The organism is Pseudomonas sp. T8, from assembly GCF_024610635.1.
Classification (GTDB): Bacteria; Pseudomonadota; Gammaproteobacteria; order Pseudomonadales; family Pseudomonadaceae; genus Aquipseudomonas; species Aquipseudomonas chlororaphis_I.
In genome coordinates this window covers 2,048,739-2,074,969 of sequence record NZ_CP102374.1, presented here as the reverse complement: position 1 = coordinate 2,074,969, position 26,231 = coordinate 2,048,739, and the positions used below count along the sequence as shown (strand labels likewise).

Here is a 26,231-nt window from a genome sequence, read left to right as displayed (position 1 = left end):
GATCAAGTCAGGGTTTTTCACCCTTCAGGCGACGCTGGCCGATGTCGGCGAGGCAGGTCGGCAGCTCTCCCAGATGGTCGATCACCGAGTGCACGCCGAGGCTGAATAGATGCAGGGTCGCCTTGCCACGCTTGAGCTCGCGTTCCTGCTGACTCAGCGCCTGCCATTGCGCCGGGCTCATGCCACAGAGCGAACCGCAGGACGCCAGGCCGATGGTCCACAGGCCGGCGTTGAGGCCCGATTGCAGCAGGCGCGGTTCGCCGCTGACCAGCACGCAGCCGTCCAGCCGGCTGGCATTCAGGGCCATCAGCGCCTGCCAGCAGGCATCGGGAGCAGGCCAGCGGGAGCCTGTGTTGGGGGAGGCGATGACCCAGTCGGGTAGTGAACTCGCCAGGCGCTGGCTGAGACTGTCGGGCAATTCGTCGAGCCAGGCGCAAGGTACGCCTTGTTGTTGCAGGCTGTGCAGGATGTCCAGGGCGCCGTGGGTGGCGTGGGCCTGTTCCAGGACCGGGTGATCGGCGCTGTGCAGGCGCATCCGCGCGCCGAAATCCACCAGGCAACCGCTGAGGCCAAAGAGCACGGCGGTCAAGGTGGGGGCGGATACAGGCAAGGCTTCGGCGTGAGGCATCGTGACGTCCCTGAAATACCTTGCAAGCGTATCGACGGCAGATGACCGTTGGGTGACAGCCTCGTGAACAGGCCATGCAAACGAGGGGGGAGAGGGCTAAGCGCTGCGCCAGTGCTGCATAAATGGATATATCCGACTTATACTAGCGCGCTTACCGCCAGGGCATAGCGCCCGCGACAGTACAATCCAAGGAGTTTCTGCTATGCGCTGGAGCAATCGTCTCGCTCAGCTTATGTGTGCCGGCATGCTGCTGGTGCCGGTTTTGGCCCACGCTGCGGAAGACGATCCGTGGGAAAGCATCAACCGTCCGATCTTCACCTTCAACGACACCATCGATACCTATGCGCTGAAACCCTTGGCAAAAGGTTATCAGGCCGTAACGCCGCAATTTCTCGAAGACGGCATTCACAACTTCTTCCGTAACATCGGTGATGTCGGCAACCTGGCCAACGATATCCTGCAGGCCAAGCCCCATGCCGCTGCCGTCGACACTGCGCGGCTGTTGATGAACACCACCATCGGCGTAGCGGGCTTTTTCGATGTGAGCACCAAGATGGGTTTGCAGCGTAACGATGAAGACTTCGGCCAGACCCTGGGTTACTGGGGGGTCGGCAGCGGTCCTTACGTGATGCTGCCGTTCTTCGGTCCGAGCACCCTGCGCGACGCGCCGGCCAAGTATGTGGACAGCTTTACCGACGGTTACCGTTATGTGAACGACGTGCCGGTGCGTAACAGCGTGTTTGCCCTGGAGGTCGTCGACACTCGCGCCAGTCTGCTGTCGAGCGAGAAGCTGATCAGTGGCGACAAGTACACCTTCATTCGCAATGCCTACCTGCAGAACCGCGAGTTCAAGGTCAAGGACGGCAAGGTCGAAGACGATTTTTAAGCTTTGACCCAGTCATGAAAAAGGCGGCCTCGAGGCCGCCTTTTTTCATGGGTTTCAGAATCAGTTCATCTTCAGGATTGTAAGGCCAAGTTTCTGGCCGTTGCCTTCCAGTTCGGTGACCCAGACCACTTCGGTGTCCGCTTCCAGTCCCCTGAGGGCAGCATGGTCGGAATCGATACGCACGCTGAGCTGGTCGCCAACCTTGAATGAGCGTGGTGCCCGGACCTGCATGCCACTGCTGGAAAGGTCGATACAGACGGCTGGAATCACCTGGCCCTGATGGATCAGCGTGACCTCTGCATCCACCCGCATACGGATGTAATCGCGCTTTTCACTGTAGTCACGATCGTTTGGGCTCATAGGCTCCATCCTGCGTTTAAGTTGCGGATTTGTCTGTTCTTATAACTCCCGGTGATTTGAGGTGTAAAGACGTCCAGCGACCATCGGCATGAGCTTGAAACGCCCCGCGGATGGGAGTACCGTCTGCGCCTTAGAAGGGCACCTCTGATGGTCGAGCGTGCAGGGCTACGGGCCCTGGCTCCGTTTCCAGAGTGGCTAGAAAGCGAATCCAGTAGTGTGTGTCCAGGCCTCGTGCCCAGCCACCTACGCCAACCTAATTCTGGCGCCGTTTGCCCACATGCCAAAAACCAGTGCCACGCTGCTGATAATCGATGACGACGAAGTAGTGCGCGCGAGCCTCGCGGCCTATTTGGAAGACAGTGGCTTCAGCGTCCTGCAGGCCAGTAACGGCCAGCAGGGACTTCAGGTGTTCGAGCAGGAAAAGCCCGACTTGGTGATCTGCGATCTGCGCATGCCGCAGATGGGCGGCCTCGAACTAATCCGTCAGGTAACCGACATCGAGCCGCAAACCCCGGTCATCGTGGTTTCCGGTGCCGGTGTGATGAACGATGCCGTCGAGGCCCTGCGCCTGGGCGCAGCGGACTATCTGATCAAGCCGCTGGAAGACCTCGCGGTGCTGGAGCACTCGGTGCGCCGGGCCCTGGATCGTGCGCGCCTGCTGCTGGAAAACCAGCGCTACCGAGAGAAGCTGGAAGCCGCCAACCGTGAGCTCGAAGCCAGCCTGAGCCTGTTGCAGGAGGATCAGAACGCCGGGCGCCAGGTGCAGATGAACATGCTGCCGGTGAGCCCCTGGACCATCGATGAGTTCAAGTTCGCGCACCAGATCATCCCGTCGTTGTACCTGTCCGGTGATTTCGTCGATTACTTTCGTGTCGACGAGCGCCGCGTAGCCTTTTACCTGGCGGATGTTTCCGGACATGGCGCGTCATCGGCCTTTGTCACGGTGCTGCTCAAGTTCATGACCACGCGCTTGCTGTTCGAGTCCAAGCGCAATGGCACTTTGCCGGAATTCAAGCCGTCGGAAGTTCTTGGCCATATCAACCGTGGTCTGATCAGCTGTAAGCTGGGCAAACACGTGACAATGGTCGGTGGCGTCATCGACGAGGAGACGGGCTTGTTGACCTATAGCATTGGCGGACACCTGCCATTGCCTGTGTTGTACACGCCAGACAGTGTGCGTTACCTGGAAGGGCGCGGTCTGCCGGTAGGCTTGTTCAATGAAGCCACCTATGAAGATCACATTCTGGAACTGCCTCCGAGCTTCAGCTTGACGCTGATGTCTGATGGCATTCTGGACCTTTTGCCGGAACCCACACTCAAAGAGAAAGAGGCCGCCTTACCTGAACGGGTGAGAACGGCAGGCGGCAGCCTGGATGGTCTGCGGCAAGTTTTTGGATTGGCCACGCTAGGGGAGATGCCGGATGATATCGCCCTGTTGGTGTTGAGCAGGAATCTTTAATGAGTACCGGTAGAATCCAGTTCGCCGAGCAGGACGGCACCTTTGTCCTGAAGTTTATCGGTGAAGTGCGCCTGACCCTGTGTTCGGCGCTGGATGCGACTATTGAGCGGATCTTCACGGCGCTGAATTTCTCGGCGATCGTGATCGACCTGACCGAAACCCGTAGCATCGACAGCACCACCCTGGGCCTGCTGGCCAAGCTGTCGATCCTGTCGCGGCAAAAGGTCGGCCTGTTGCCGACTGTCGTCACCACCCACGAAGACATCACTCGGCTGCTGCAGTCCATGGGCTTCGATCAGGTGTTCAACATCGTTGACCGTCCGATCCCATGCCCGGAATGCCTGACCGACCTGCCATCCCAGGACCAGTCGGAAGAGGTGGTGCGGCTCAAGGTGCTGGAAGCGCACAAGATCCTCATGGGCTTGAACGACTCCAATCGCGAGGCGTTCCACGATCTGGTGAATGCCCTGGAACGTAACTGATCCGATAAAAGCGGCAGCGCATAAAAAAGGGCGAACCCACGAGGGTTCGCCCTTTTGCGTTGGCGCTCGCTCGATCAGAGCTTGGCGGCCAGCAGTGCCTCGAGTTTTTCCTGGTCGCGGGCGAACTGACGAATACCTTCGGCCAGTTTCTCGGTAGCCATCGCGTCTTCATTGGAGGCCCAGCGGAACTGCGCTTCGTTCAGGCTCTGGCGGGCTTCGCCAGCATGGCCCGGCATCAGTTTGCGCTCCAGCTTGCCGGTATCGGCGGCCAGCTTCTCGATCAGGTCGGGGCTGATGGTCAGGCGGTCGCAGCCGGCCAGTTGCTCGATCTGGTTCAGGTTACGGAAGCTTGCACCCATGACCACGGTCTTGTAGTCATTGGCCTTGTAGTAGTTGTAGATGCGGGTCACCGATTGCACGCCCGGATCGTCGGCGCCGGTGTAGTCGTTGCCGCTGGCCTTTTTGTACCAGTCGTAGATACGGCCCACGAACGGCGAGATCAGGAACACGCCGGCCTCGGCGCAGGCGATCGCCTGGGCGAAGGAGAACAGCAGGGTCAGGTTGGTCTGGATGCCTTCGCGTTCCAGTTGCTCGGCAGCGCGGATGCCTTCCCAGGTGGAGGCGATCTTGATCAGTACACGATCACGGCCGATGCCAGCCTTGTCGTACAGCTCGATCAGGCGATGGGCGCGCTTGAGCATGGCGTCGGTGTCGAACGACAGGCGTGCATCCACTTCGGTGGAAATACGGCCCGGGATCAGTTTGAGGATTTCTTTACCCACCGCGACGCCAAAGCGGTCGCTGGCCAGGCCGACATCGCCCTTGACGTCGCTGACGCAGGCATTCAGCAGCTCGGCGTAACCCGGAATGGCCGCGGCCTTGAGCAACAGGGAAGGGTTGGTGGTGGCGTCTACCGGTTTGACCCGGGCGATAGCGTCGAAGTCGCCGGTGTCGGCAACCACGGTGGTGAACTGCTTGAGTTGTTCCAGCTTGGAAGTCATGAGTGTGCTCTGTCCTGTGGGTCTGTTGACATTACCCGAGCGCTGACAGCCGCTCAAGGGCGTGAAGAGGTAAGCGGAGGCCTAAACAAGCCCCAAGGGCAACAACCTGAAAAACAGGTGTTTGAATGCTGGGGCGCTATCCGTTTACTACGATGCCAAAACACCCGTCAGGTTCAACCCGCGCGACCGTTAGCGACCTTCGAGCAACTGCCCCGCCTGATCCAGCAGCGCCAGCGGATCCTTGGCCTTGTGGATGTCCACCGAGAGCAGTTGGCGGAACTTGCGCGCCCCCGGAAAACCGGTGCCCAGCCCCAGTACATGGCGAGTGATGTGGTGCATGGCGCCACCTGTGGCCAGGTGCCTGGCGATATAGGGCCGCAACTGTGCCAGCGCTTCGGCCCGGGAAATCACCGGCGCCGTGCTGGCGAACAACTGTTGATCCACCTCCGCCAGCAGGTAAGGATTGTGATAAGCCTCGCGGCCCAGCATCACCCCGTCGAAAGTCTGCAAGTGCTCATGGCAGGCTTCCAGGGTCTTGATGCCGCCGTTGAGGATGATCTCCAGCTCGGGGAAGTCCGCCTTCAGTCGTGCCGCCACGTCATAACGCAGCGGAGGAATGTCACGGTTTTCCTTCGGCGATAGTCCTTCAAGAATCGCGATCCGCGCATGCACGGTAAAGCTGGTGCAGCCGGCCTCGCGCACCTGGCCGACGAAGTCGCACAACTCTTCATAACTGTCGCGGCCATTGATGCCGATCCGATGCTTGACCGTCACCGGAATGCTCACCGCATCGCGCATTGCCTTCACGCAATCGGCCACCAACCCCGGATGCCCCATCAGACAGGCACCGATCATATTGTTCTGCACCCGATCGCTCGGGCAGCCGACGTTGAGGTTCACCTCGTCGTAACCATGCTCCTGCGCCATCCGCGCACACGCCGCCAGATCCGCCGGCGTACTGCCACCCAACTGCAACGCCAGGGGATGCTCGGACTCGTCATGACGCAGAAAACGCTCATGATCGCCATTGAGCAACGCACCGGTGGTGACCATCTCGGTGTAGAGCAGGGCCTGCTTGGACAGCAGGCGCAGGAAGAAGCGGCAATGGCGGTCAGTCCAGTCCATCATGGGTGCTACAGAAAATGTTCTATTCATAAGTTACTGATTTATAAGGGTTTGAGTGGAATATTTTGCATAGTTTCGTGTTCAAAATCATACTGAAAAAGGTGGTTTAGGTACATGTGGTGTACACGGCGTGTACAGGAAAGGTATGCTTCGGGTACGCCCAAATGAACACTGAGTGAACACGAATGGCATCAATACAAAAGCTTCCTAGCGGCAGCTGGCGAGCACTGATACGAGTCAAAGGTCACAGGCCTGTCAGCGGTACGTTTTCGACAAAAAGGCTCGCAATGGACTTTGCAGAGGAAAAGGAGCGCCAGCTAGAAGAGATCCGGGCGACAGGAAAAATGGTGGCGCCGGACGGTACGACTGTCGCTCATTATATCGATGACTATCTGGAATACATACAAAATGGACGAACGCTGCAAAGAAGCGCTCTGTTCATCTACAAGTCCCTCAAAGCGCGATTTGGAAAAATTCGTATTGAGAAGCTATCAAAGCATCACTTGTCAGCCTTCATCGAAGATCGCAAGCGCGAAGGTGTTCAGGGCGTAACAATCGCGGGAGATCTGTCGATGCTGTCGAGTGTGCTACGTCATTGCTCTGAGACAAGATATCTTAACATTGACCCCGATCTAGCAGACATGTCGCGCAAGTCGATCAAGACAGAACACAAGCTGCGAATCAAAAGTCGGGAAGTCGAGTGCGTACCAACACAGTCGGAGCTTGATGCGATCATCAGTCAATACGATGGTAGGAAACGCCAGGAGATCGATATGCCAACTATCATTGAGTTCGCGCTGGCAACATCTATGCGACAGTCTGAGATTTGCAGACTAGAAATAGAAGACCTTAATCACGAAGCAAAAACGGTTCTCATTCGTCAGCGGAAGCATCCGACAGAAAAGGAATACAACGACGAGACTGTGCCGCTATTGCCTAAAGCATGGGCAATTGTCGAAAGGGTTGTTGCAGGTAGGATCTCAGGATTTATATTTCCATACAATCCGAAGTCTGTTAGCACTTCTTACACTAGGGCGCGGCAGACAGCAGGCATAAAAAGGCCTACAAGATTTCACGATATTCGTCACAAGGCTATTTCGGACTTCTTCGCCATGGGCCTTAACGTTCCTCAGGTAGCACTGATGAGCGGACATAAAGATTGGCAGACGTTGAAGCGGTACACGCACGTCAAACCTTCAGATGTACACGTTGCGCATGGAGCACTCAGCGATAAGATGGAAGATACGAAGAGCATTAATGAGAACATGAGCGTTATGGCTGCACAGATAGCAGAGTTGCTAGCAATCAGCGGCAAATAAAAAAGGGCCTGGGCGGCCCTTTCTGTATCGTCATCGTTTAGATACAGCGTCTGATAAAGTCGTCGCTAGGCCCCTTCGTCAGTTCAGCGATAAACTCCATAACCGAGGCTTTCGGATAAAGATATGCGCTACCAAAATGTATAGCCTTTGGGCCCTTACCTTTCTTTCTCCAGTATTCCAGGGTTTCCATCTTTACCTTGGCAAGCTCGCTGATGTCCTCGGCTGTGTAGCAGTTGATCTCGTCAGCGATCCTTCTTCTGATATCACTCATATCAAGCAGCCCCACCTTGAGTGATACCAAAGCCTTTAACTCTCGACATCAAAAAAGCACTGACACCTTTGACCGGGAAGAAGAACAGGTTGCCTGCATGCGCATTTGCTGGGCCTGTCCCATGCCTGCGCCAATTTTCCAGGGTTGGCCGAGCGACATTAAACAGATTAGCTACATCGTCCTCGGTCAGAAAGCCCATTTCCTGCATGATCCCTTTGTGCATACAACTTGCCCTGGAAGCACCCGCCATCATGACCGTCAGCGCTCCCTGAAACTTTTTGAGCCCGGTCTCGTACCTGCGGTTTGGCAATACATGAGAAATGTTTTTTGATCGAAAATCAAGTAGAAAATGTACTTCTTTTACGAGATCCTGAGAGCATACCGTTAACTAAGGGTATGCAGAAAACATACTCTGATAGGCTGATCGCAGGCAAAAAAAAGCCCCTCTGGTGGGCGACCGAGTGGGGCTGCAGGTGACGCTTATTATGCAAAGAAGAAAAAGGAAGTAAACTTCAATGCATTGGTTGTTGTACCACATGTTTTAATGTGTGCGGTTTGTTGTCAAATGTAAATCACCAATTTCGTTTTGAGATGGGAATCCGTTATTTTCCTGGTTTAGTTTAATTCTAGCGTGAACTATATGGCCTTCGGCGTTGATTAAGTCCATTAAGCTCTGCATTTCTGTATTAGTGGCTTTCGATATTTTCTCTTGGATTGATTTACTGATTTTGATCGCAGTGGGGTGATTGCCATCACCATAGAATCGGTGCCAAAAATGCCTACCTGCGTGCTCTCCCGACATCACCTGAAGCTCCATCAGTGCTGATTGACCGCCTTTTTTAGTTGGCTGGTTCTTAACCGAGCGAAACTTAATCATCGCGTCATGTGTCGGCATCGGCTCCTTTGACTGCGCTTTCGCGTTGACGATCTTGATGTCGTCTTGTTTGCGGAGCTTACGCTTTAACGAGTTGATGTGCGATTTAGCGAATATCTTGCATGAACGCCTAGCTGCGGCTTCAGTCGATTCGCCTGGGCGAGGCCTGTTTCGGCTGTATTGCATGTCGCGGAAGTATTCGTCTCCTGCGTGCTCAGTATTATCGAACTCGAACAAGCGCTTTGCGATCTCGTCCTCTGTTGATGATGTGATCATGCCTCCGACGATGCGATTGAGCTGATAAGACCTTCCTCTTGCACCTGTGCCACCTGAGGCTTTACGCGAGGCTCCGGGCTTGTATTCAGTTTCGAGGCCATAGCTGGACTGGTGGAGCTTGTATTCGTCCACGTCTGCCGGGTGGCCAGGGTTGTAGAAGCTGATTGCAAACGCCTTGCGATCTGGGTGCGCGGTGTAGACGTAGAAGCAATGAGAGAGACTCTTCCAGCAGTGGTCGAGGGCGCGGAGCATGCGACCGCCCAGGAAGTCATCGATTTGCTCAAGTATGGCGGCATACACTTGGTCGTGCTCAGTTGGATAGACCTGCCTGGACGGAGTGATGACGATGCGAAAACGCGGTGCTTCAAGCGTGTGCGAGTGACTCGTATAAACAAAGTGCTCAAGTCCCAAGTCGATCAGAGCATCTTCGACGTCTTCGAGCTGGATCATGTCCCCGTCGTAGCCTTCGCCCAGTTTTTGGTCGATGTCGAATACGATGATGCTCGATGAAATCACATGCTCAGCAAGTCGGACTGGCTCCCGGAATATAGCCGGTACAAATGTCGGGGCTCTTTCTTTGTCAGCTAATATCAACGGCGATGCGAAGCTACTTTCATATATAGAGTGGAGGTTGTTGGCGCTGGCGGTGGTCAAGGAGTTCGTTGAAGCCCATGGTTGCGTTGAAAATTTAATCACGTTTACATTTCCTTTTTCTGATTCTTACGCTCATCTGTTCCCAGTATTAAAAAGGAGCAAGTGTTGGTGCAATGGGTTTTAATAAATATTGATTTTTAGTGGGTTATGAATGGGCTTTGGGTGTGCTGTAACTGGTTTATGAGCGTTTATTTTTGTCCTGGTGTTGACGGCCAAGTTTTTCTGAACCAGATTTTATTAGCAGCAGGCCGCCCCATCTACCCCTCTCTTTATTTAAGAGAAAGAAGGAAGGATGGCACCCCATCTACTATGCCCTGGGCCCTACCTTTTGATTCAGGAAAACTGTTTTTAGGGTTGTCGGAGATAAGTGCTGTATAGCTAGTATATTTATTTTGTCTATTTGGTATTAGCGTTATTGCGTCGGCTTTGGCTCAAGTTTAATACTTGTTGTATCGACGCTGTGCGTAGCGAAGAACGTAAAAAGGAATGTAATATGAGTAACTCAAAAAGCAACACGAAAAGCGTTGAAGTCGCTAACAAGCCAAAAGAAATCATGATTATCGACAACAACGAGCAATCCCTGGACAAGGCGCTTGAGCTTAAAGAGTACGCAAGCGTGACTCGCCTAGTGTCGGTCGATGACAATGTCCTCCGCGCCGTTTCGGTGGCTTACAAGACCGCCTCAGGACTGCACAGCGAAGCTCTGGGTCAGATCACTAAGTGCATCTACAACATGTCGAAGCTGTCCATCGCTCTTCTCATTGCCCAAAACGATGGCAGTGACAAAGCTTTCGACAGCGCCGCCTTCGAAATCGCTCGTGACGCGTTCGTTTCCGGGAAGCTTGAAGAAAAGGTGAACACCCTTGCCATGGCCACTGGCCGAGTACCCGAGGCCTGCTTCAGTCTGATCCAACGCAAGCTCGCTCAAATGAATGAGCAGATGAATGCGAAGACAAACCTTCTTACTGTTCCTGGCGAGGCCGCAGAGAGCCCTGAAGCAATCACAGCAATCATCCTGCAAGACGGCGGCAAGTTCGCTATCAGCCTTCCCACAGGCGACGGCAAGACGTCCAGGATCAATAACCCGGTCATTCAGCACTATCTCGATGCTGGCAAGAAAGTCCTGGTGATCTCTCACCGCCGCTCGATCAATAAGAACGCCGCCACAATGGAAGGCATCGTCAGCTACGACGAGTGTGATCACCCCGACGACCTGAAAAATGCCAAAGGCTTGAAGATTGTCGTCAACTCACTCTCCAATCACAAGTTCAAGCATTTCATCAAAGGTGTCGACCTTGTGGTGATCGACGAAGCCTCGCAGGTCATCAGCCACGTCTTGGGCGGCGAAGTAAGGAATCGCCAGGCCGTATGGGACACCCTGGATTTTGTCGTCAAAAACACAGCGAACGTAATTTTCAGCGATGCCGACATCGACAGCCGCTGCATGACAATGCTGGGTGACTGCAGGTTGTTTAAGAAAACCCAGGATCACTCGAATATCACGGTGCGTACCGGTGACATCAATCACGTCAGGGCCATGGCTGTAGAAGCCGCGACTGGCAGAGAAGCTGATCCGGCGAACGGGATTACTGGGCTGGCTGCTACAACTGTACTGATCGCTTGTGATGTCGTGAAGGAAGCCCTGGCGCTAGCTAAAGCAATTGAAAGAAAAGGTGGGCCTAAAGCGCTGGTGATCACTGCTAATACTGCTCGCTGGCCTGATCAGGCTGCGTTCATTGCAAACCCAAACGCAGATTCGCACAAAGTCGTCATTTACAGTCCAGTCATTATCTCAGCGCTTTCGATTACGTCAGGCCACTTCAAAGCGCACTTCGGTATTTTCCAGGGCCAGGTCGTTCCTAGCGATGCCATCCAGATGCTCCGCCGCGACAGGAGGGCCGAGAGCTTTGTAGTCGGAATTAAGCAGCCTCAGTACAGCAAGCTGGAATCTGTCGAGGTTGCCTTCAAGAGCGACGAAGCGAAAATGGAAGACATCCTGGCTGGACTCAAAATTGACGATGAAGCCAAGGACAAGATTCGCTCCGTTGCGTTTGCAAACGGAAAGCTCGGCGAGTTTCAGTGCCTTGAGTACACACACCGTTCGCAGGAAGCGTGGATGCGCGACAACATCCAAAACACGCTCCCAGCCAGTCTGATCGCCCGTGGCTTCAATATCGAGGTTCTGGAGCACGACGAGGCCCAGGCCGAGTCAGGCTCCCGAGCTGACGGGCAGGCACGGAAAGCAGTTAAAAACGAGATCGCAACCAAGCTCATCAATAGCGCCAAAGGCAATGAGGCGTTGATCCAGGGCGTTGTGGAGTCTGGTTCTGCAAACGAGGAAGAACACCTGCAAGCAGTCCGTGGGCAGGCTGTTGCAGTGATGAAGGTTAGCGACTTCAACAAAGCTGATGCCAGACTCTGGGGGGGCGGTGAGGGTGAAGCAAAAATTGTGAAGTATCGGAAGCTCCATCATCACTTCCATTGCGACGAGTACGTCGAGTCGAGTGCTCCGAAAGTCCTGTCTTTGCTCAAGCCAGCGGTACAAATCATGAGTGGAACGAATAACTGGACTGGAGATGACAGCGTGGCGCTCTTCGACAAGCTCAACGCAATTCGCTCCGACGTCATCAGCTCCGGTATCAGAATTGGATCAGCTAAGAGTGATCAGGCCAAGAAAGCTGATATCACAAAGATATTTGCGCAGTTCGGACTTAACGTAAAACGGCGCGAACGCACCAAAGACGTTGACGGCAAAAAAAACTTCTTCTACGTAGTTACCACGGATTCACTCGCTCAGATGAATCGTTACATCTGAATACAAAGCGCTAGGAAGGCGCACTAATTTACCTGGCTTAAATATTTTAACCACTTCGCTAATTGCTATTGAATGGCCAAAAGGTTCAATACCTGCCGAAAGAACCTGGAGAACCTCCAGGCTCTTACCGCCGTCGACTACTTCGATTTTTTCTCACCAACTATGTAGATAGGGCTGCCAAGAACCTGGCATTGAAGCCGTTCACTAGGCCTATCGTGGTCAAAAGCGAAACGCACCAGGATTTAGCTGACGAGTACGTCAAAGCCGTCGACGGCAAAGGTACGAGTCTCACCGGCCTATGCTCCACCACGTTCGAAGATGCCCTATGGAACGGCTCTTCCTTCATCGCAATGGATGCAGCTGTTGATGGTGGCCGGCTATACGCTTATCACCTGAGCGGCGACAACATCTTGGGCTATAGGCTCGACGAAGATGACCGTCTGATCGAGATCCGTATCCAAGAGAAAGCAGTTGTTGCTGACGGCCAATGGGGTGAGAAGGAAGTGTCTCGTGTCCGCGTGTTCCAGCGCGGCGGTGACGTAGTGACGTGGACTCTGGGCGATCGCAAGAGGACTTACTGCACGAAATGAAGCATCGGGGCATCCTGAGTAATGATTTCAGTCTTGCGGATAACTCGGATCGGTTGTCGGTGGAGTTGGTTTAGTTGGGAGTGATTCTTAGCCAAACAAAAGAGGGCCTTGCGTAGGCCCTCTCGATCTTACATGCCGGCAGCGTTGATCAGTGGATTGCCGCTTTGACCAGGGGTGCCGCCAGTTTTGTAGGCATTTACCACAACACCTTTTTTGTCGAATTCAACTACAGTGTTCTCAAACTTATTCGGCTGGAACGGCAGTGCGGGGATCAGGGTGTAAGTGTAAGTCCATACTTCCTTACCCATGATTTCCGCTTTCTGCGGCGGATTGCCAATTGCAGCGATCACGTCAGCCTGACGTGTTTTGCCTTTCTGGAATGAGTCAACCTGCTGCTGTGTCACATAAGTCCCAGTGCTGTAGTCCAGGCCAGATGTGACCTTTTTGGCTGCTGCACAGCCACTGAGTAGTGCTACGGAGAGAGCTGCTGCTGCGAAAACGCTAACTTTGTTCAAAAAATTAATTCCCTTTGACGATCTAGTACGCATGATGGCTAAGTGATGCCTTCGGCGGCCTGATCGTAAAGACTTTTATAACCAAAGTCACCCAGGATGGGCATGCTAGAGCCGTTCACCTATACTGGCAAAAACCTTATTTGGAGAATCAAATGTCCCGTCTTGCTGAATACCGTCAACTCGAAAAACATCTTGCCGAGCAACTAGCCGCTTTGGAAGCGATGAAAGGCGATGAGGGCCTGAAACAGGAAGTCGCTTTTGAGACTAAACTGCGCGCCTTGCTTGCTGATTACGGCTACAGCCTGCGCAACGTCATCGCTCTGCTAGATCCCCAAGCCTCGCGCCGTGCTCCAGCTGCCGCCGCTCCAAAGGGTGTCCGGAAGGCCCGTGACGTCAAAATCTACAAAAACCCGAACTCCGGCGAGTTGATCGAAACCAAGGGCGGGAATCACCGTCAGCTAAAAGAATGGAAAAACGAGTTTGGCGCAGATGTTGTCGAGTCCTGGCGCACTCAGTAGGATCAGTTTGAGTACAAACTAGGGCCCTGCGGGGCTCTTTTTGTTTGGAGGTCACATGGATGAAAGTCGTGAGATAGAACGCTTTTCGGCGCTGGTGAGCTTAGCTGGTCATCCAGAGCTTTTTGATTCTGCTTATGAGCTAGCGGTATTGCGTGATGATGCCGTCCAGGCCGGAGTGGAGATGGGAGAATTCCTACTTGGCTACCGCCTCGCTGGGGAGCTAGGGAGCCAGTCTCCTCCAGGTCGCTTGCTTTCTTGCCTTTCGGTCTACGAAAAGGTCAGGGAGATGGCCGCTTTATATCGAGCGAACCCGTCCGACGATTCATGGATGCCAGACCTCTACCACCGCGAGTCTTACAGATCCTCAATGGCCAAGGCGGTGGACATAATTGACGATCTATATGCGGAAGCACTGAATGAAGTGCGGTTGTATGAGCTCTCTAACGGAATCAAGGGTGAGTGATGTTTGATTTTTGGAAAGATACGCGTGAGCGGTGGCTGCTCTTCAGCGCATTTGTAGCATTGGCCTTGTTGGTTATTGTTAGGGTTAAATTCGCAGTGCCTGATTTTATGCAGGTGCCAGGTTGGGCCACATGGGTTTCATTTTTCCAATCAAAGGCTTTTGACATCGTTGGTGATCTGCTCACGAGTCTAATTGCTGCTTACTTCTTCTACGTACTGATAGACCTGGTGCCAAGAACGAAACGAGAAAGGCTAAGTAGGCGCACACTGAATCTTCTTGTCGCATCTATCATTGACTCATACATCAAAAGGCATTGGTTCGGCCATGCGATGGCGATCACTCAGGTCAGCGAGTTAATACTAACCAAAGACTGCATTGACCAGTGCCTGAAAGAGGTTGATGAAAAACCAGGCTTAGGAAAGCTCAAGTGCGCGCTGTTTACTGCCCATTCCAGGCTGCCTGACTTTCAGAAAACGCTAACTATTGCGGCTATGCTTGGCCCAGAAGAAACGCTCCAATGGCTCGTAATCACGGACAAAGTTAGACTTTTGGTTGAAGAGTACGGAAACGAGCCAGAGAGTGACGTTTACACCAGTAGGCAAGTTTTCGATGTGAACAACACACCCGAAGTAGATCGGGACGACAGCGAATTTATTGACTATGCCAGCGGTGTGCACGCTTTCCGCTCAAGTCTTCAGTCCTGCTTTTACGAGTTTTTAGAAGAAGCCAGGCGGTGGATAGCCCCAGGTGACTCCAAAATTGAACAACCACTGGAAGAAGACGACGCCACTGCGCCTGAAACCGCATCAGCTGCGTAATACTCGTCGTATAGCTCCGGCTCATCATCTCTCGCTTCATTCCCCACGCTGCAGTCAACGGCATCCGAGCTGAGTGCAGCGTGTTCTTGTCAAATTTCCCTTGATCCTGTCCAACATGGCCTTCAGCTCGTCCGTCTTGGCCGGTTGGCTCGGCGTGAACAGGTCACCAGTGAACTCACCACGCTTACGCAGATCCATGAGCAATATCTCTGCCTTGCTGTAGCGAAACCCATCACGCCAGATCACAGCCAATCCTTCCATCGCCGCGTTTGTTAGCAAAAGAACATCGTCTGTGGGGTAGGTCGGATTGGCGCCATTAGCTCAACCAGCTCGTCCAGGGGGATCGGAGGGGCGGAATGATCGGCAGTTGACCTTGGGACGCCACCAGCTCGTCAGGTCAAACACTAGCCATTACGAATTAAAAGACTACGTAAACACTGCATAAACATTGCTTGACTATCAACTGATTTTGGCTAGTATCTGCCTAGTCTTAAATCAGTGATGGAGTCCATGTGATGGAAAATGACGATATTGGTAATGAGGAATGTGTCACGGTGTTCACCTGCCGAGGCAAAGAACGGATTCTCCGTGAAGGCGGCAGCCAGGCGTGGCGAATAGACATGTCGAAAGCTTCAAAACGGAAATACGTGGTGTGTGTACAGAACCGAAACGAGACCTGGGGCCAAGCCACTGCTGACCACAAAACCGCATTCCTGATAGGGAAGATCAGCTCCGTAACGAAATCCACGCAAAAAGGTGCCACAGATCGAGCGATCATCAATATTTCGGAATATGCAGAGCTTAATGTCCCGGATTGTTGGTTGGGGAATAGAAACCCGGTCGCGTATAAGCATTTGTCGGATTTCGGAATTCATACATTTGATGATCTTGAAGATTTGTCATGGACTCGATTGGGCGTTCGCTTCAGCCTTGAAAATAAAGAGCCTGAAGAAATGCCCGGTGACGACTACGAAGCAGTGCAACTCGACGACCCATTGCCAGAGAAGCCGGTGGAAGGAAATAATGCTCTGACAGTGGAAGAGGCAAAGGCCGGATTGGCGATGAAATTTGGTATCAGTGTTGAGCAGATCGATATTACGATTCGATTTTGAATTATTGGATGCCTTGGGCTGACGGTTGTTGTCAAACCACTGATGCTCAGCTCCTGCGCACCAGGTACTTCAATCTTTCCCTTTCCTGAATAACCTGCTCTCTGAGTTCATCGGGATCAATACTCATGCCACCACGGTCGGTGACTCGGAGGGTCTTGAGACTATTGATGGCTAAGACGAACTGCTGTTCCTTGAGCTCCCAAGTAGTCTTGGGCTTATCTCTCCTGAATAGTCTGGCAAGCCAAAGCATGACCGTTATTCCGCTTCGCACACATAGAGCAAAGTGCGCCACTCTTCACGAATCCGATCTGCAATATCGGCGAGGCTATAAGCAGTGTGAGTCGGGTCAGCAGACTCGTGCTCGACAGCTTCTGCTAAATGCTCTTCGATTTGTTCAAGTCGAGCCAGCTGTGCCTGATCTTCAGTCTCATATACTTCGCTAATTGTGCCTGATCCCGCATGAACCACTACATAACCGCCCATAATTTATTCCTCGACAAGTGCTTATGTATAAATCATGGCAGTGAGCCTTGGGCGGTTCAACACCTTTTTTCTTCACTTTTCGAGGTCGGTCAGGAATGAGGGTAAATAGTGCCCTGGCACCCCTGAAAACACAGATACGTATACCAGCAGGATACTCATAAAGTAATTGCAGACGTGGTGCTCAAAACGGGATATATGTTTGCTGTCAAACCGACAGGCAAAGAAAAAGGCTCTGGAGGGCTTATGCTTTTGGAAGCTTGGTCTGTTTTATGATTTCCATGCTATCTCCATATACGGTCTCATCACATCTGATGAGCATTTGCCTATTGAGCGCAGTGACTGTCTCGCTGGTGGCTTCTACTTTTCCATCTCCCCAGTAATCTGAGTCATTAACCATGTATGCAAGGGTTGGAGAGATCGGGAAATATAGATCAGTATGTAACGGAGGTATGCCGTTAGGCTTGCGATTGAGCACTGATGGATGAACGTTGATCACCGGATTGTCACTCGTAATGAATCGAGTATCAGTGTTGTTGATCAGCCAAACTACATTCTTCGTCTCGTAGTACATGGCCGTGCTGTAGCCCATATTGACGCCGACGAGGATGGCCATAAACCAGTTGTTCTTCTGAATCAGATTGTTCATCGCCTCATTATTTGTTTGGGCTGATGAATCAAGGATGGCGCGAAAGACTTTCGTCCTTGAGAACTGGTGTCCCATATAGCTGATTAGGTTGTTAAGAGCATTTTCTTTCCTTAGGGATTCGAAATCACCTTGTCGGAGAGCGTCTATTACTGGCCGGACATCGCTTTCGATACCTGTATGGAGCTGCTCAATTGTATTGAAGGTGATCTGGTCACATTCCGCCTTATCTTTGACCGGGTCTAGTGCATTTAACAGACGCGAGTAGATAATCATCTTTTCCAGAAAGCCATAATGAATCCTCTGCGCAGCAGGATCGCAAATGGATATCCATAACTTGATGAACTCAACTGTAGTGGTCTAATGAAACCGGACACCCATTTAGGTGAGAATACTCGCCAGATCGAGGTGTCAGATGACCAAACAACGCCGTTCATGTTCTGCTGAATTCAAACGCGAGGCTGCCGACCTCGTGCTCAAGCAAAACTACAGCTACATCGAAGCCAGCCGTTCACTCGGCGTCGGCGAATCGGCCCTGCGCCGCTGGGTTGATCAGGTTCAGCAGGAGCGCCAAGGCGTCACTCCGCAGAGCAAAGCGCTGACCCCGGAACAGCAGAAAATCCAGGAGCTGGAAGCCCGGATCGCCCGCCTTGAACGGGAAAAATCGATATTAAAAAAGGCTACCGCGCTCTTGATGTCGGAAGATCACGAGCGTACGCGCTGATCAATCAGCTGAGCGTCCATGAGCCGATTGATTGGCTGTGCAAGGTGTTTGAAGTCACCCGTTCGTGCTACTACGCCCAGCGCCTTAGGCGCCGAACACCTGATGTCGAACGGCTTCGGTTGCGCAGCCGGGTGAGCCAGCTGTTCTCGCAAAGTCGCAGTGCTGCGGGCAGCCGCAGCATCCTGTCGCTGATGCGTGACGACGGTGAGCAGCTCGGTCGATTCAAAGTGCGCAGCCTGATGCGCGAGCTTGACCTCGTCAGTAAACAGCCCGGATCACATGCCTATAAACGAGCGACAGTTGAACGGTTGGATATCCCGAACATCTTGAATCGGGAGTTCGATGTTCCGGCACCCAACCAGGTGTGGTGCGGCGACATCACCTACATCTGGGCCCAGGGGAAATGGCATTACCTGGCTGTCGTGCTGGATCTTTGCACACGCCGGGTAGTGGGCTGGGCGTTGTCGGAAAAGCCGGACGCCGATCTGGTTATCAAGGCGCTGGATATGGCTTACGAGCAACGAGGCAAACCTCAGGGCCTGCTGTTTCACTCGGATCAAGGGTCGCAGTATACGAGTCGTTTATTTCGCCAGCGGCTGTGGCGTTATCGCATGCGTCAGAGCATGAGCCGGCGGGGAAATTGCTGGGACAACGCGCCAATGGAGCGCGTGTTCCGCAGCTTGAAAACAGAATGGATACCGACCACGGGCTACAGAACGGCTCAAGAAGCCCAGCGTGATATCAGCCAATTCTTGATGCATCGGTACAACTGGATTCGACCCCATCAATTCAACGGTGGGCTGGCGCCAGCTCGGGCCGAAGAAAAACTTAACGTCGTGTCCGGGATTAGTTGACCACCACACAACGTCCAAATCGTTGAGAGGAGTAATTTTATAGAACTTGTCGGCTCTCCCTAACCCTGTGGTGCTATCAGATCGGATGTTTCCCTTCTTCGTGCGATAGAAGATATTTTGCCTGTCGTGAGACCAGCCACGAAGGTAGTGCGCCCAGACATAGTGATTCTTGCTTTGGATGTCCTTTTTCATTTCTGTTCGCCTTGGCCTACATCTAAAAAGTACGCTGCAACGGAGGCTGAAAAGGACTGCGTGTCTTGAAGCGCTCGGTGTCCTTTCCTTACCGGCAGTCGACTGTATATCTCACCGGCAACTTCACGACCCACAAACGACTCAATGGGCTGAATCGTAAAGGTCGGCTCAATACCAGCAGCTTCGTACAGCACGTCCAGCCAGTAGCAGTCCGCTGGGTTGTCGGAGCACAGGATTTTGCCGTCAAAGAGGCGGTTCATCCCTTGCGAGACTGCTAAAGGTGGTTGGCCTTCATTGATCAACTGCTCACGGCTCAGGCAATGCATGTCTTAAGCATCGTAGCTCCAGTGATCCCAGTAGCTCGCAGGCTTGATGAGAGCTTGATACTCACCGCCAGGGAAGACGACAGCGACTTCTAAAGGGTAGCTATCAGGGGCGATTACAGAAGCCTCAAAGTCGACGAAATGCGTTGGTATCTGGGCTTCATGAAGCAATGGTGCAAGCCGCTCTTTGGCAAGATCGACTTTGAAACAGACAAAGCCGGAGGAATCGTGCCTAACGACAATGCGTTCTTTCTTGAAACTCAGCCAGAGACCCTTGTGATTCTCGTCGAGCTCCATCTCCTGCACGGAGTCGCCGAGAAGATCAACAACGGCTGCATATCCAGCGCGCTTGATGGCTATCCGGAAAAAGCTCTCGACGTCTTGCATCCTTACCTCCAGATCCCGTGCTAGCGCTATGCCAATGGCTATCTTGGCGGGGGGTAGGCTTGGAGTCAAACGACGTTGCGAGGCCCTAGCGTGCGGTGATACGTTGCCTTGATGAATAAGCCACAGTTCGGCCACGACCTTTCGCGTGTTACCCGTGAGCACTACATTACAGGCAAAGCAGCGATCAACTTTCCTTCATCAGGTGGTACTACAGGCGGGTGGCATTCGATTGCCTACTTTGATCGTGACTCCGGGGTGCTGAAGCTGTCGGTTGCAGGCATCCATTATCCGGACACCATGGTTTTTTTTGCTGATGCAGGGATCTTTGATGCCACCCCATCCCTGGTTAAGAGAGGCTGGCCAGTGGAAGGCCTGACGATTTATATGGCGGATCACTTCAGAGCCGCTGCAGATATGGTTGTTAGGTGGGCCTTGAGCGATTCGCAGCACTGCAATGTCGAGATCGCAGAGTGGTTCCCAGCAGCGCCTGACAGGCAGCGATTTCTTGACCTATTGGCGTCAGGAACGCCAGGGCTTCAGGAACTGGGAGGCTCGACAAAGTGGGAGCCTGGCTGCGCGACCAGGCTAGCTGAGGTCAGGCGGGGCTTAGTGGCTGACTGGATGTGATACTTCCCGTCGGCATCGCAAATGAAATAGACGAGACTGGTGGATCAGAGGTGTTTCTTGTGAACCTAGCTGTCTTCGATATTGAAAGTTTTTCTGCATTCGTCGACGTTGACTGTCTGAGCAGATCGTCCCCGGTGAAGTCATGAGCACAGGCGTCAAATGTGACAACAAGTTCGTGTCTCTCCAATGCAGCTATCAGATACTCACGAAAGGATATGTCGATGCTTTCATTGAGCCTTAACAAACTCATCAAGCTTTTGGATGGTTTTTGGGCATCGCCCCAGCAGCCTGTTCTCGGCTACCCTGTTCATCGCTAGGTGCCTGGCTAGCGTGCTTGAATCGCTGCTAGCTGTCAGTACCGATGCAAAACTGACCCATCCCGCCGCCTGCGTTACACACCGGGCTCATTGCTCCACAGACGCCATACCGTAGCTTTGGAGTAGCCGAGTTCGAGGACAACTTGGCTTTGACTATATCCCTTGCTTTTCAGCTCTTGGATCGCTTGCCACTTCTCTCTTGCCGCAGTCACCCGAGGCGGTTCGAGCTGTCGAGGCTCCTGAGGCAAAATCTCATCGGCGAGCCCCAACTCCTCGAGCTCAGCGAGAGCTGATAGCAGTACGTGCCTGGCCGACCGCTGACGATTTGCCGCAATCACTAATGCGAAAAAAGTCGTGGCTTCGACATTGAGGGCCGAGGCCAGCTCATTTGTAACGTCCACAGTAGCGGTGGTCTTGAGAGTCTCAAGCTGACTCACATGAGATTGCGCAACCTTTCCAGCAATTTCTTGCTGAGAGAGACCTTGCCGGATGCGCAGCAGCTGGAGGACTGCCGCATAGGGCCTACGCAGCGACATTTCGAGTATCCCCACAAAAGGAGACGGTATGCCGCGTTTGCGTAGATTCACTCAAATCTATATATTGATTTAAGTGAGTAATTAGTCCGATGTGCCTGCTTCGCGTAGCGACTCATCGCTATAGGTTGTGCTCTGTCGATACAACGAATATTCGCAGGATGAGGTAGCGGATGAATGAGGGGACTGTTGATGGCGGGATCTGGAGTGAAACTCCCACATCCAGCCTTGAAAAATCGCCTTCCCGCGACGCCGTTTTCCGCCTAGTAGCTCAACGCTTCCCGAACAAAGCGTATTGCCTGGTAGAGGATTGGATAGTCTTTAGAGCAGCACTGAACCAAGACGAGCTTGCGAAAGTCAATGCTGCCGGCCACCTCCCGCTTTTTGTGTTTGCCCACAAAGTGGTTGAGGACAGTCGAGGCCGCTTTCGATCCGGCGATTGGGTACGCAGCAGCATGGCTATCTCGTATGACGGTGTGATGTTTGAAACCAAGAACTCTGTGTACGTGCTCATGGGAGACGGCCATGAGAGGGTGGCAAGCTTAAAAACAATCTTCTCTTTTTTCTAATCGAGGCAATGGGCTGAGAAACCACTAGGCATATTAGTACCCGCGACAACATTGATATCGACAAGGCCCGCAGTCACGCGAGCTTAATGGCGCCTCTTTGTCTGAATTTTAAGATCTTTGTCGGTCTAGAGTTAGGACGCTCATAACGAAAACTAGGAGTTTTTTGTGTTCAAATTCGATTGTGTAAAAGTGACGGGAAAGGTCGACTACATCAAAGTTAACTCTGATCACGGAGATAGCTACAAAGTCGTCATAAGCATTGACGGCCAGGTTCTTCCAAACCTAACTCTTTCGAAAAAAATGTACGAAGAAATGGAGGCTAGAGAGACCGTAACACTATACGGTCTATTCAAAAACTCTGCGCACAAGGAAAAGAATTCTGGCATCGTGTACGGCATGCAGAAAGAAAACGGCGCAAAGACGTTCGCGAGTCATATCCGGCTGACAGTTCCGCTTTTGATGGTTTTTTATGCGGTTTTGGCTTTCTGTGTAGTATTTCCATTGGGTTGGCTAGTTTCTATTGTACCCATGATGAACTTCATTGGTGGGCAGCATCCGATGATAATGGAGTACACAAGTGTCGTGGCCTTGGTAGAGGCAGCTCTGGCCGCGCTGTTTTTTTTGTGGGCTGGCTGGAATATGTTGAAAAAGACATCTGATCCAGAATCTTGGAAAACCGTCGATGCGGCTGAACTCTCAAGTCGATTTAGCAAGCTCCATAAGTAAGCAGGAGTGGCATACCCTTACTGAATAACCTATGTACTGCCTTGATACCTAGGCATTGCTTCGACGATGGTTTGAATCCGAGACACGATATGTTCAGAACTCACACACATGAAATGGCGGGACTTCCAGGAATGTTCGGAGAAGGCCTTGCGCACTGGCACGCTGTGTCTCGGAGCTTGGCGACGCACTGGTATCACGTCAGCATTAAACAGCGTTACGAGGATCGATTTATCTCCTTGGTGGAGATGCTTAATGATGAGACCAAATTGTTCGAACTCATCTCGGTGCAAGGCCCTGACCTCGTCATAGATGAGCTCCAGGTCGTCACTCCGCCCTGGATCAATAAAAGCGGCAGCTGGCGGATGGAAAGGCTCACGTCGGTTTCTGTTGGCTATGACAAAAACGAGATCCCAGTGTCCCGACTGGAGGTTGAGAGCGGCGCAGTGTACGTCGACGTTCACGATCCAACCTTCGATGCCAGCACTCTGACAAACCTTCGGAAGATTTACTGAAAAAAAGTAAGGTTTCCCAAAGGTGTAACACGATTTTCCCACTGTAACATTGCCAATGTTACGTTTCATAAATCGAGTTACACCCCAATGAATATGCACTTGGGAGCGGATAAATGCTGAATACGATCAACGTAGAGCTGCATGGTAAACGCCTGACAGATTTTCATCTGAAGCGCATTGTCCTAGCAGATGCTCAGTCATTCGATGAGCCCGTTACAGCTTATCTGAGCGACGTGTTCGTTTCTTCTTGTACAGCAATCGGTGTGGTCTTTGGCCATAAAAAGCGCGAGGAGCTTGGGCGGTTTGCAGACGGGCATTTTGTGCGGACATCAGAAATTTGTTTTGCGAGAAAAGAGGGGAAGTTCTGGGTGCTCACCACGATGAACTCGCGTTACGTTGTGGCATCCTTTAAGCGCGGTTATGGTAGGGCTAGCCTCAGGACATTCCTGCGAGCTAGGCAGGGCCGCTATGTCTTTACGGCCCCTGCGGTGCAGTAGAGCGATGTGCATCTGATTGGGCAGGTTCCGTTTCGGGGAAGCTACTTAGGCTCACCGGTGAAACTCGATATCCTGAACGAAGCCGGCACAAGCGCTTGAGAAGGCGGATCAAAATCCTCAATCAAGAGCGCCTGTACCATATTCACGTATCTTCATCAGCTACAGCGGTATCACTTTCAGTACCTTCATCCTCAATGTCGGCCAGGTGCTTTCGTCGTCCTCATCCGGGTAGTTGCGAATTCCTTCATAGTGAGCCTCAATCTCTTTCAGGCCCGCGCACTGACGATATAAAGGTTCAGTCGCATCAATGACATCATGCTGGATAGGACTATCAGCCAGCGCGCTCAGCAATTCACTGTCGCTAATAGCTGTATCAACATACAAGTAGCTGATCAAAAATTTCATATGAGGCCCAGATCTCCATACTCATCGTGGGCATCATGCGCTGATGGGGATATTTCGTTATACGGTTGGTGACGTTCGTTTGATGTCCGGTGCGTGGTCTACTCGGAGGACTTTAATTTTCATGGTTGGCCACTGAACCACGTCATCGCTTGTAGGGAAATTACGGTATCGCTCAAATGCTACTTCTACTTCTCGTATGTTCCGACAGTGGGCATACAGCGGATGATTTTCGGTATCAACAAAAGCGGAGTCGATTCCACAGAAGTTGTCCGGATGGGCCATTGAATAAGCATCAACCGTGGTATCAACCAACGTATAAAAAATGTCGTATCTCATGCGCTTCTTTGCTCTCAAATAATTTGATTGGATCAGCACGTCAATTTGCCAATTGTTAACAGATGAAATGAGAAAATCAAGGCGCAGAATTGAAGAAAATTTACTGAAGCGCATTCATGGATATTTTTGTATATGCGCCGTACTGTACGTATGGTCAGCTAAATTTACATAACTCCGTATAACTTGGGGGTTGCGTGAGAGGCGAGTTGACAGAAAGTCAACTTCGAGCAGAAAAAATAGTTAAAAAATTTATAAGCCCAAGCGAGGAGTGCTGGTCAATCCTTCGGCTTTTTATGAAAAGTGTCCTGCACGTATTGAGATTCATATTTGATTTAGCCTGTACCCAAGCTTCCAGTTTCGGCAAAAAATTCTGCCAAAATCAGATCTGCTCTCCATCCCCCCTATCGAAAATCCATCGTCGGAGGTCGACCGTAAGACGTTGTTAGTGGCTGCTGTATGAATATACAGTTTTATGGTTTTAGACATCGATCATGAGCGCTACCATTTTCTGCTCCCCCTTGGCAGTACCGGGAGTACCGGCCAATTTGGCGCAGACCCGAAGCCTTCCGTAGCATCGTTATTCCCTAGGCACATCTATTGCGTTACGATGATGGCAATTTGCAACTGATCGTCAGTCATATCCAAACTTGCCAAGCCGCTTCTGTCAAAAGGAGTATTGAGCTTGATAAGTCATCGAACACGGACATGTGGCATATGGATCGCGAGGAGTAGAGGCAGGGATGCAGAACAAACCAGTAAAATCCAGTGCACCGGGTTCATACCTGGGCTACTCCTTACAGTCCACTAGAATGTGTCTGCACCTTTGCCAGGCGCCCAGAGGCTCCGTCGTCGCCCTTGAAGTGCTAGACGATGTAGACGTAGCACACCCGGATGGCTTTGCGGTGGTGGAACAGTCCAAAAGCGGACTCGTCAGCAATCCCATTGCGAATTTTGCCAAAGACTTGTGGAAAACCTTTTCAAACTGGATCGATGCTATCGAATCCGGGGCCATCGATCTGTCAAAAACTCGGTTTCGCCTGTATGTTCTCCAAAAGAAGGAGGGCGAGTACGCACATAATCTAAGTTACGCTCACACCGAGGCGAAGGTTAGAGAAGCGGTAGAGGAAATTCGTAATGCGTACTTCAAAGAGAAGCCTGAGGGCTGTAAGGAATATATTGAAAAATTCCTCGCATATGACCCCGACAAGCTCGTTAAGCTCGTCATCGCCTTTGAACTTGAAACTGGCAACGATAAACTGATCGATGGGATCAAAGATTACTTATCGATATCCGTCCCGGATATACTTCTGGATGACGCATGCCATGCTGCTATCGGATGGGTAAAAAACACCTCCGATGAGCTCATCAAGTCTAAGCAATATCCAGCCATACCTCGATCCCAATTCAGTGACTGGATGTCCAATTTTAATAATAGATTTTCGTTCAACTATCTCCTTAAGTACACGTTGCCAGCTCCTTCAAATGATGAGATGGAAGATAGTCGATCTGAAGTCCTCACGATGATGAAGCAACTTGAGTTGATCGAAGTAGAGGAGGACAAATTCTCCGAGGCTATGTCAGACTATCTCCAAGCTAAAACCAATAAAATACGCTGGGCAGAGCAAGGGTTGGTTTACGGTAATGAGTTTGAAGATTTTAAGAAACGTCTACTGACTAAGTGGTCGCTTCTGAATAAAGAAATTCGCATGCAGTTTATATCTAGTCCTGAGCTTGATAGAGGGCAGCTTTTGCACCTCAAATGTATGACGGTAGACGCCAAGCTTAACGACGTGGATTCGCCAGAGTTTTTTATTAGGGGTACTTATCAAGATTGTTCTAACTCAAAAGACGTTGGTTGGCATCCTCGTTATCGTGAGCTTCTTGATGATTAAGGGCTGGTTGTATTGGGAATGATCCGGCTGGTTGAATAATCAATT

General features: G+C 52.0%; 32 protein-coding genes. 17 read left to right on the top strand and 15 right to left on the bottom strand.

The features are described 5' to 3' along the window. Window positions 1–7 precede the first annotated feature (7 nt). Window positions 8–628: a hypothetical protein gene (locus NRG23_RS09235; RefSeq protein WP_009047983.1), complete on the bottom strand. Its 621-nt coding sequence runs from the start codon at window positions 626–628 to the stop codon at window positions 8–10. Window positions 629–830: 202 nt separating this feature from the next. Here NRG23_RS09235 and NRG23_RS09230 point away from each other — a divergent pair, with 202 nt between their 5' ends. Continuing rightward, a complete protein-coding gene (locus NRG23_RS09230; protein ID WP_009047984.1) occupies window positions 831–1,514 on the top strand; it encodes a VacJ family lipoprotein in 684 nt (227 codons plus the stop codon). A gap of 60 nt (window positions 1,515–1,574) precedes the next feature. Here NRG23_RS09230 and NRG23_RS09225 read toward each other — a convergent pair whose 3' ends face one another. Next, window positions 1,575–1,874, bottom strand: coding sequence for a PilZ domain-containing protein (locus tag NRG23_RS09225; protein WP_016704930.1), 300 nt, complete (start codon window positions 1,872–1,874; stop codon window positions 1,575–1,577). A 277-nt stretch (window positions 1,875–2,151) separates the two neighbouring features. On the opposite strand from NRG23_RS09225, the gene rssB reads away from it, so the two are divergent. After that, on the top strand, window positions 2,152–3,333 hold the full coding sequence (gene rssB / locus NRG23_RS09220; protein ID WP_007926968.1) for a two-component system response regulator RssB: 1,182 nt from the start codon (window positions 2,152–2,154) through the stop codon (window positions 3,331–3,333). Then, on the top strand, window positions 3,333–3,815 hold the full coding sequence (gene rssC / locus NRG23_RS09215) for an anti-sigma factor antagonist RssC (RefSeq protein ID WP_007926970.1): 483 nt from the start codon (window positions 3,333–3,335) through the stop codon (window positions 3,813–3,815). Before rssB ends, rssC begins: the two co-directional genes overlap by 1 nt. Before the next feature lie 74 nt (window positions 3,816–3,889). Here the strand turns inward: rssC and tal are convergent, their stop codons facing one another. Next, on the bottom strand, window positions 3,890–4,816 hold the full coding sequence (gene tal / locus NRG23_RS09210; protein ID WP_028682986.1) for a transaldolase: 927 nt from the start codon (window positions 4,814–4,816) through the stop codon (window positions 3,890–3,892). Between the two features lie 189 nt (window positions 4,817–5,005). Further along, window positions 5,006–5,971 (bottom strand): tRNA dihydrouridine(20/20a) synthase DusA, encoded by a 966-nt coding sequence (dusA, locus tag NRG23_RS09205; RefSeq protein WP_257374446.1) that lies wholly within the window; start codon window positions 5,969–5,971, stop codon window positions 5,006–5,008. 257 nt (window positions 5,972–6,228) lie between these two features. Between dusA and NRG23_RS09200 the strand changes: the two genes are divergently transcribed. Beyond that, on the top strand, window positions 6,229–7,260 hold the full coding sequence (locus NRG23_RS09200; RefSeq protein ID WP_257374444.1) for a site-specific integrase: 1,032 nt from the start codon (window positions 6,229–6,231) through the stop codon (window positions 7,258–7,260). A 37-nt stretch (window positions 7,261–7,297) separates the two neighbouring features. On the opposite strand, the gene NRG23_RS09195 is transcribed toward NRG23_RS09200, so the two are convergent. From NRG23_RS09195 to NRG23_RS09185, 3 genes are all read right to left on the bottom strand, one after another. Next, window positions 7,298–7,531 (bottom strand): helix-turn-helix domain-containing protein, encoded by a 234-nt coding sequence (locus NRG23_RS09195; RefSeq protein ID WP_257374443.1) that lies wholly within the window; start codon window positions 7,529–7,531, stop codon window positions 7,298–7,300. A 1-nt stretch (window position 7,532) separates the two neighbouring features. Next, window positions 7,533–7,754, bottom strand: a complete 222-nt coding sequence (locus NRG23_RS09190) for a helix-turn-helix domain-containing protein (protein ID WP_257374442.1) — start codon at window positions 7,752–7,754, stop codon at window positions 7,533–7,535. A gap of 318 nt (window positions 7,755–8,072) precedes the next feature. After that, the gene (locus NRG23_RS09185) at window positions 8,073–9,335 is read right to left on the bottom strand and encodes a hypothetical protein (RefSeq protein WP_257374441.1); all 1,263 of its coding nucleotides are present in this window, start codon (window positions 9,333–9,335) and stop codon (window positions 8,073–8,075) included. A 493-nt stretch (window positions 9,336–9,828) separates the two neighbouring features. Between NRG23_RS09185 and NRG23_RS09180 the strand changes: the two genes are divergently transcribed. Together NRG23_RS09180 and NRG23_RS09175 are read left to right on the top strand one after the other, a co-directional pair. Further along, window positions 9,829–12,150 (top strand): replication protein RepA, encoded by a 2,322-nt coding sequence (locus NRG23_RS09180; RefSeq protein WP_257374440.1) that lies wholly within the window; start codon window positions 9,829–9,831, stop codon window positions 12,148–12,150. A 191-nt stretch (window positions 12,151–12,341) separates the two neighbouring features. Beyond that, window positions 12,342–12,740 carry a hypothetical protein gene (locus NRG23_RS09175; RefSeq protein ID WP_257374439.1) on the top strand — a complete coding sequence of 133 codons (399 nt, stop codon included), beginning with the start codon at window positions 12,342–12,344 and terminating at the stop codon, window positions 12,738–12,740. A gap of 128 nt (window positions 12,741–12,868) precedes the next feature. On the opposite strand, the gene bamE is transcribed toward NRG23_RS09175, so the two are convergent. Further along, window positions 12,869–13,255: an outer membrane protein assembly factor BamE gene (gene bamE, locus NRG23_RS09170; RefSeq protein ID WP_257374438.1), complete on the bottom strand. Its 387-nt coding sequence runs from the start codon at window positions 13,253–13,255 to the stop codon at window positions 12,869–12,871. A gap of 152 nt (window positions 13,256–13,407) precedes the next feature. On the opposite strand from bamE, the gene NRG23_RS09165 reads away from it, so the two are divergent. The 4 genes from NRG23_RS09165 (at window position 13,408) to NRG23_RS09150 (ending at window position 16,166) form a co-directional block, all read left to right on the top strand. Then, a complete protein-coding gene (locus NRG23_RS09165; protein WP_257374437.1) occupies window positions 13,408–13,773 on the top strand; it encodes a histone-like nucleoid-structuring protein, MvaT/MvaU family in 366 nt (121 codons plus the stop codon). Window positions 13,774–13,828: 55 nt separating this feature from the next. Next, a complete protein-coding gene (locus tag NRG23_RS09160) occupies window positions 13,829–14,236 on the top strand; it encodes a hypothetical protein (protein WP_257374436.1) in 408 nt (135 codons plus the stop codon). Further along, on the top strand, window positions 14,236–15,054 hold the full coding sequence (locus NRG23_RS09155; protein ID WP_257375135.1) for a hypothetical protein: 819 nt from the start codon (window positions 14,236–14,238) through the stop codon (window positions 15,052–15,054). Before NRG23_RS09160 ends, NRG23_RS09155 begins: the two co-directional genes overlap by 1 nt. Window positions 15,055–15,569: 515 nt before the next feature. After that, window positions 15,570–16,166 carry a hypothetical protein gene (locus tag NRG23_RS09150; protein ID WP_257374435.1) on the top strand — a complete coding sequence of 199 codons (597 nt, stop codon included), beginning with the start codon at window positions 15,570–15,572 and terminating at the stop codon, window positions 16,164–16,166. A gap of 255 nt (window positions 16,167–16,421) precedes the next feature. Here the strand turns inward: NRG23_RS09150 and NRG23_RS09145 are convergent, their stop codons facing one another. After that, window positions 16,422–16,649 carry a hypothetical protein gene (locus NRG23_RS09145; RefSeq protein ID WP_257374434.1) on the bottom strand — a complete coding sequence of 76 codons (228 nt, stop codon included), beginning with the start codon at window positions 16,647–16,649 and terminating at the stop codon, window positions 16,422–16,424. A gap of 241 nt (window positions 16,650–16,890) precedes the next feature. Further along, on the bottom strand, window positions 16,891–17,568 hold the full coding sequence (locus NRG23_RS09140) for a DUF4238 domain-containing protein (RefSeq protein ID WP_257374433.1): 678 nt from the start codon (window positions 17,566–17,568) through the stop codon (window positions 16,891–16,893). 139 nt (window positions 17,569–17,707) lie between these two features. Here NRG23_RS09140 and NRG23_RS09135 point away from each other — a divergent pair. Then, window positions 17,708–18,870, top strand: a protein-coding gene (locus tag NRG23_RS09135; protein WP_257374432.1) for an IS3 family transposase whose coding sequence is annotated in 2 segments (ribosomal slippage) — window positions 17,708–17,963 and window positions 17,963–18,870 — 1,164 coding nt in all. Because the reading frame shifts where the segments join, the coding sequence is not laid out codon by codon here. Between the two features lie 188 nt (window positions 18,871–19,058). Here the strand turns inward: NRG23_RS09135 and NRG23_RS09130 are convergent. Beyond that, window positions 19,059–19,388, bottom strand: a complete 330-nt coding sequence (locus NRG23_RS09130; RefSeq protein ID WP_257374431.1) for a hypothetical protein — start codon at window positions 19,386–19,388, stop codon at window positions 19,059–19,061. A gap of 3 nt (window positions 19,389–19,391) precedes the next feature. Continuing rightward, the gene (locus NRG23_RS09125; protein WP_257374430.1) at window positions 19,392–19,772 is read right to left on the bottom strand and encodes a hypothetical protein; all 381 of its coding nucleotides are present in this window, start codon (window positions 19,770–19,772) and stop codon (window positions 19,392–19,394) included. 111 nt (window positions 19,773–19,883) lie between these two features. Here NRG23_RS09125 and NRG23_RS09120 point away from each other — a divergent pair, with 111 nt between their 5' ends. Next, entirely contained in the window at window positions 19,884–20,399 is a 516-nt protein-coding gene (locus NRG23_RS09120) for a hypothetical protein (RefSeq protein WP_306674804.1), read from the top strand. 391 nt (window positions 20,400–20,790) lie between these two features. Here the strand turns inward: NRG23_RS09120 and NRG23_RS09115 are convergent, their stop codons facing one another. Further along, window positions 20,791–21,252, bottom strand: a complete 462-nt coding sequence (locus tag NRG23_RS09115; RefSeq protein WP_257374429.1) for a helix-turn-helix domain-containing protein — start codon at window positions 21,250–21,252, stop codon at window positions 20,791–20,793. Window positions 21,253–21,422: 170 nt separating this feature from the next. Here NRG23_RS09115 and NRG23_RS09110 point away from each other — a divergent pair, with 170 nt between their 5' ends. The 4 genes from NRG23_RS09110 (at window position 21,423) to NRG23_RS09095 (ending at window position 23,553) form a co-directional block, all read left to right on the top strand. Next, a complete protein-coding gene (locus tag NRG23_RS09110) occupies window positions 21,423–21,818 on the top strand; it encodes a hypothetical protein (protein WP_257374428.1) in 396 nt (131 codons plus the stop codon). A 165-nt stretch (window positions 21,819–21,983) separates the two neighbouring features. After that, the gene (locus NRG23_RS09105; protein ID WP_257374427.1) at window positions 21,984–22,544 is read left to right on the top strand and encodes a hypothetical protein; all 561 of its coding nucleotides are present in this window, start codon (window positions 21,984–21,986) and stop codon (window positions 22,542–22,544) included. A gap of 89 nt (window positions 22,545–22,633) precedes the next feature. Next, entirely contained in the window at window positions 22,634–23,056 is a 423-nt protein-coding gene (locus tag NRG23_RS09100; RefSeq protein ID WP_257374426.1) for a hypothetical protein, read from the top strand. 113 nt (window positions 23,057–23,169) lie between these two features. Then, the gene (locus NRG23_RS09095) at window positions 23,170–23,553 is read left to right on the top strand and encodes a hypothetical protein (protein ID WP_257374425.1); all 384 of its coding nucleotides are present in this window, start codon (window positions 23,170–23,172) and stop codon (window positions 23,551–23,553) included. Between the two features lie 159 nt (window positions 23,554–23,712). Here the strand turns inward: NRG23_RS09095 and NRG23_RS09090 are convergent, their stop codons facing one another. Together NRG23_RS09090 and NRG23_RS09085 are read right to left on the bottom strand one after the other, a co-directional pair. Next, a complete protein-coding gene (locus NRG23_RS09090) occupies window positions 23,713–23,958 on the bottom strand; it encodes a hypothetical protein (RefSeq protein WP_257374424.1) in 246 nt (81 codons plus the stop codon). Between the two features lie 57 nt (window positions 23,959–24,015). Next, window positions 24,016–24,408 carry a hypothetical protein gene (locus tag NRG23_RS09085; RefSeq protein ID WP_257374423.1) on the bottom strand — a complete coding sequence of 131 codons (393 nt, stop codon included), beginning with the start codon at window positions 24,406–24,408 and terminating at the stop codon, window positions 24,016–24,018. 626 nt (window positions 24,409–25,034) lie between these two features. Here NRG23_RS09085 and NRG23_RS09080 point away from each other — a divergent pair. After that, a complete protein-coding gene (locus NRG23_RS09080) occupies window positions 25,035–26,186 on the top strand; it encodes an ABC-three component system protein (protein ID WP_257374422.1) in 1,152 nt (383 codons plus the stop codon). Window positions 26,187–26,231 lie beyond the last annotated feature (45 nt).

Bases quoted from the DNA above. Each gene is read 5' to 3' on its own strand.
- NRG23_RS09200 (WP_257374444.1), top strand. From the start codon at position 6,229: ATGGACTTTGCAGAGGAAAAGGAGCGCCAGCTAGAAGAGATCCGGGCG.
- NRG23_RS09225 (WP_016704930.1), bottom strand. From the start codon at position 1,874: ATGAGCCCAAACGATCGTGACTACAGTGAAAAGCGCGATTACATCCGT.
- NRG23_RS09090 (WP_257374424.1), bottom strand. From the start codon at position 23,958: ATGAAATTTTTGATCAGCTACTTGTATGTTGATACAGCTATTAGCGAC.
- NRG23_RS09195 (WP_257374443.1), bottom strand. From the start codon at position 7,531: ATGAGTGATATCAGAAGAAGGATCGCTGACGAGATCAACTGCTACACA.
- NRG23_RS09145 (WP_257374434.1), bottom strand. From the start codon at position 16,649: ATGGGCGGTTATGTAGTGGTTCATGCGGGATCAGGCACAATTAGCGAA.
- NRG23_RS09110 (WP_257374428.1), top strand. From the start codon at position 21,423: ATGAATGAGGGGACTGTTGATGGCGGGATCTGGAGTGAAACTCCCACA.
- NRG23_RS09160 (WP_257374436.1), top strand. From the start codon at position 13,829: ATGGATGAAAGTCGTGAGATAGAACGCTTTTCGGCGCTGGTGAGCTTA.
- NRG23_RS09085 (WP_257374423.1), bottom strand. From the start codon at position 24,408: ATGCGCTTCAGTAAATTTTCTTCAATTCTGCGCCTTGATTTTCTCATT.
- NRG23_RS09125 (WP_257374430.1), bottom strand. From the start codon at position 19,772: ATGCAAGACGTCGAGAGCTTTTTCCGGATAGCCATCAAGCGCGCTGGA.
- NRG23_RS09155 (WP_257375135.1), top strand. From the start codon at position 14,236: ATGTTTGATTTTTGGAAAGATACGCGTGAGCGGTGGCTGCTCTTCAGC.
- NRG23_RS09140 (WP_257374433.1), bottom strand. From the start codon at position 17,568: ATGATTATCTACTCGCGTCTGTTAAATGCACTAGACCCGGTCAAAGAT.
- rssC (WP_007926970.1), top strand. From the start codon at position 3,333: ATGAGTACCGGTAGAATCCAGTTCGCCGAGCAGGACGGCACCTTTGTC.
- rssB (WP_007926968.1), top strand. From the start codon at position 2,152: ATGCCAAAAACCAGTGCCACGCTGCTGATAATCGATGACGACGAAGTA.
- NRG23_RS09190 (WP_257374442.1), bottom strand. From the start codon at position 7,754: ATGCACAAAGGGATCATGCAGGAAATGGGCTTTCTGACCGAGGACGAT.
- NRG23_RS09150 (WP_257374435.1), top strand. From the start codon at position 15,570: ATGGAAAATGACGATATTGGTAATGAGGAATGTGTCACGGTGTTCACC.
- tal (WP_028682986.1), bottom strand. From the start codon at position 4,816: ATGACTTCCAAGCTGGAACAACTCAAGCAGTTCACCACCGTGGTTGCC.
- NRG23_RS09130 (WP_257374431.1), bottom strand. From the start codon at position 19,388: ATGCATTGCCTGAGCCGTGAGCAGTTGATCAATGAAGGCCAACCACCT.
- NRG23_RS09120 (WP_306674804.1), top strand. From the start codon at position 19,884: ATGAATAAGCCACAGTTCGGCCACGACCTTTCGCGTGTTACCCGTGAG.
- NRG23_RS09180 (WP_257374440.1), top strand. From the start codon at position 9,829: ATGAGTAACTCAAAAAGCAACACGAAAAGCGTTGAAGTCGCTAACAAG.
- NRG23_RS09235 (WP_009047983.1), bottom strand. From the start codon at position 628: ATGCCTCACGCCGAAGCCTTGCCTGTATCCGCCCCCACCTTGACCGCC.
- NRG23_RS09095 (WP_257374425.1), top strand. From the start codon at position 23,170: ATGCTGAATACGATCAACGTAGAGCTGCATGGTAAACGCCTGACAGAT.
- NRG23_RS09080 (WP_257374422.1), top strand. From the start codon at position 25,035: ATGCAGAACAAACCAGTAAAATCCAGTGCACCGGGTTCATACCTGGGC.
- NRG23_RS09165 (WP_257374437.1), top strand. From the start codon at position 13,408: ATGTCCCGTCTTGCTGAATACCGTCAACTCGAAAAACATCTTGCCGAG.
- NRG23_RS09230 (WP_009047984.1), top strand. From the start codon at position 831: ATGCGCTGGAGCAATCGTCTCGCTCAGCTTATGTGTGCCGGCATGCTG.
- NRG23_RS09115 (WP_257374429.1), bottom strand. From the start codon at position 21,252: ATGTCGCTGCGTAGGCCCTATGCGGCAGTCCTCCAGCTGCTGCGCATC.
- dusA (WP_257374446.1), bottom strand. From the start codon at position 5,971: ATGAATAGAACATTTTCTGTAGCACCCATGATGGACTGGACTGACCGC.
- NRG23_RS09100 (WP_257374426.1), top strand. From the start codon at position 22,634: ATGTTCAGAACTCACACACATGAAATGGCGGGACTTCCAGGAATGTTC.